This is a genomic window from Pseudomonas sp. NY15356, from assembly GCF_048068175.1.
Lineage (GTDB): Bacteria > Pseudomonadota > Gammaproteobacteria > Pseudomonadales > Pseudomonadaceae > Aquipseudomonas > Aquipseudomonas putida_K.
Window position 1 is genome coordinate 1 of the sequence record NZ_JBLUPW010000084.1, and the last position, 547, is coordinate 547.

The 547-nt window shown below is 64.0% G+C and carries 2 protein-coding genes; one reads left to right on the forward strand and one right to left on the reverse strand.

Features of this window, described 5'->3' with window-relative positions; translation table 11 throughout:
- Positions 1-67 precede the first annotated feature (67 nt).
- Positions 68-301 carry a hypothetical protein gene (locus tag ACNFCI_RS24015; RefSeq protein WP_416768432.1) on the reverse strand — a complete coding sequence of 78 codons (234 nt, stop codon included), beginning with the start codon at positions 299-301 and terminating at the stop codon, positions 68-70.
- Between the two features lie 3 nt (positions 302-304).
- Between ACNFCI_RS24015 and ACNFCI_RS24020 the strand changes: the two genes are divergently transcribed.
- The coding region (locus ACNFCI_RS24020) for a hypothetical protein (protein WP_416768433.1) at positions 305-547 on the forward strand (243 nt) is incomplete at its 3' end.

Sequence of the window (547 nt, forward strand, 5' to 3'; positions counted from 1 at the left end):
AACTGCGGCCCGGGCCCTGCTGATCTGGGCGGACCGTGGCAAGCCCGGTGGGCTTTGGCTGCAAGAGCTAGGCGAGCGCCTGAAGCTGGAAGATCCAGAGGCGTCGGAAGAACCAGAAGAACCAGAAGAACCAGAAGAACCAGAAGAACCAGAAGAACCAGAAGAACCAGAAGAACCTTACGACCCGGTAGCCGATCTCCAGATAATCGCCTTCACCTACGGTCTGGCCCAGATGGCCCTGATCGTGCACGCCAGCGGTGTAACCGCCGACGTCCTGGCCGTGCTGGTGGAGCAGCCTCATTTGTTGCTCGCCAAGATCGTGAACAACATCGGGCCCAGCCCGACCCTGGCGCGCAGCGTGGCCACGGTCGTGGCCCTGACGGACTTCAGCACCTGGCTGAAAACACGACCGGAGTCGGCCAGCGCGCTGATGGCCGCGCTGAAGGCCGAAGGCGTACCGCCCGCGCTGCTGGCCAAGGCCACCGGCCAGGCAGAAGGGCTGGTCGCCGAGGCTGCCAGGCAGGCAGCCCTGAAGAAGGATGTCGTA

Coding starts and splice junctions, on each gene's coding strand:
- ACNFCI_RS24015 (WP_416768432.1), bottom strand. CDS start 301: ATGAGGCTGCTCCACCAGCACGGCCAGGACGTCGGCGGTTACACCGCT.